This window comes from Aeromicrobium sp. (assembly GCF_049587115.1).
Lineage (GTDB): Bacteria > Actinomycetota > Actinomycetes > Propionibacteriales > Nocardioidaceae > Aeromicrobium.
Genome location: NZ_JBAVDI010000118.1, coordinates 1 through 1,967, shown reverse-complemented (window position 1 = coordinate 1,967; position 1,967 = coordinate 1). Strand labels below are relative to the sequence as shown.

The window sequence follows — 1,967 nt, the reverse complement described above, 5'->3', positions numbered from 1 at the left end:
ATGCCGGTGCCGCCCGGCTTCACGATCAGCACCGAGGCGTGCCGGGCGTACCTGGCGGAGGGTCGCCAGCCCGACGGCCTGGCCGAAGAGGTCACCGCCCACCTTGCCGCGCTGGAGCAGGCACGCGGCAAGACGCTCGGCGACCCCCAAGACCCGCTGCTGGTGTCGGTGCGTTCGGGCGCGAAGTTCTCCATGCCCGGGATGATGGAGACTGTCCTCAACGTGGGTCTCAACAACACCTCGGTCTTGGGCCTGGCCCGGGTCGCGGGAGGCGACGAGCGGTTCGCCTACGACTCCTACCGCCGGCTGCTGCAGATGTTCGGCAGCACCGTGCTGGGCATCGACGCTGACATCTTCGGCGATGCGTTGGACGCTCTCAAGGCCGAGAGAGGCAGCGAGTCCGATCTCGACCTGACCGCCGACGACCTCCGCACCTTGGTGCACACCTTTCAGCGGCTGATCCGCGAGCACGGCGGTCGTGACTTCCCGCAGGATGCCCGCGAGCAGCTCGATCTGGTGGTGCTCGCGGTGTTCGGCTCGTGGAACACCGACCGGGCCGCGTTGTATCGCCGCCAGGAACGCATACCGGACGACCTGGGCACGGCGGTCAACATCTGCTCGATGGTCTTCGGGAACGGGGGAGAGGGCTCCGGCACGGGTGTCGCGTTCACCCGAGACCCCGCCACCGGGAGGCAGGGCGTCTACGGCGACTATCTGGTCAACGCGCAGGGCGAGGACGTCGTCGCGGGCATCCGCAACACCGTCCCGCTCGCAGATCTGGAGAAGATCGACAAGGCGGCGTATGACGAGCTGATCGCGATCATGGCCCGGCTCGAGACGCACTACCGCGATCTGTGCGACATCGAATTCACCGTCGAGCACGGCAAGCTGTGGATGCTGCAGACAAGGGTCGGCAAGCGGACGGCCGAAGCGGCGTTCCGGATCGCGCACTCGCTCGCAGATGAGGGGATCATCGACTTCGACGAGGCAGTCGATCGGGTCACCGGTGCGCAGCTGGCACAGCTGATGTTCCCCCGCTTCGACACCGACGCCGAGCGGCATCTGATCGGGACTGGCATGAACGCCTCGCCTGGTGCGGCGGTCGGCAGAGCCGTCTTCGACTCACCGACTGCGGTGCAGTGGGCCGCTCGCGGTGACGACGTGATCCTCGTACGGCGCACCACGACGCCCGACGACCTGTCCGGCATGGTGGCCGCCAAGGGCATCCTGACCAGCCGTGGCGGCAAGACGTCGCACGCTGCCGTGGTGGCTCGCGGGATGGGTCGCACGTGTGTGTGCGGCGCCGACGGACTCGACGTCGACATCTCGGCCAGCCGTTTCACCGCGACCGACGGCACCGTCATCGCGGAGGGGGACACCATCTCGATCGACGGTACGACGGGTGAGATCTTCGCAGGTGCCGTCGACGTCGTCGACTCTCTGGTCGTGCGCCACTTCGAGGGCGACGAAGCGGCAGGGGACGACGAGCTGGTGCGCGCGGTGACTCGGCTGATGGATCATGCCGACACCGTCCGCCGACTAGGTGTACGCGCCAACGCCGACACACCCGAGGACGCGACCCGGGCCCGCAGATTCGGCGCCGAGGGCATTGGGCTGTGCCGCACCGAGCACATGTTCCTCGGCGACCGGCGCGAGCTCGTCGAGCACCTGATCCTGGCCGAGGACGCCGAACAGCAGCGCGCAGCACTGGACGCGTTGCTGCCGCTGCAGCGGGACGACTTCACCGGCATCCTCGAGGCGATGGATGGTCTGCCGGTGACGATCCGACTGCTCGACCCGCCGCTGCACGAGTTCCTGCCCGACTACACCGAGCTGGCAGTGCGGCTCGCGCACGAGGAGGAACACGGTGCGGACCAGCCACGCACCCACCGGCTGCTGGCCGCGGTCAAGCGACTTCATGAGGAAAACCCCATGCTGGGCCTGCGCGGCGTCCGGCTGGGCATCGT

At 68.2% G+C, this 1,967-nt stretch carries 1 protein-coding gene; it reads left to right on the top strand.

Features of this window, described 5'->3' with window-relative positions; all coding sequences use genetic code 11:
• Positions 1–1,967 (top strand): pyruvate, phosphate dikinase (ppdK, locus tag WB461_RS10845; RefSeq protein WP_423852745.1); only part of this gene is annotated, 1,967 nt, incomplete at both ends.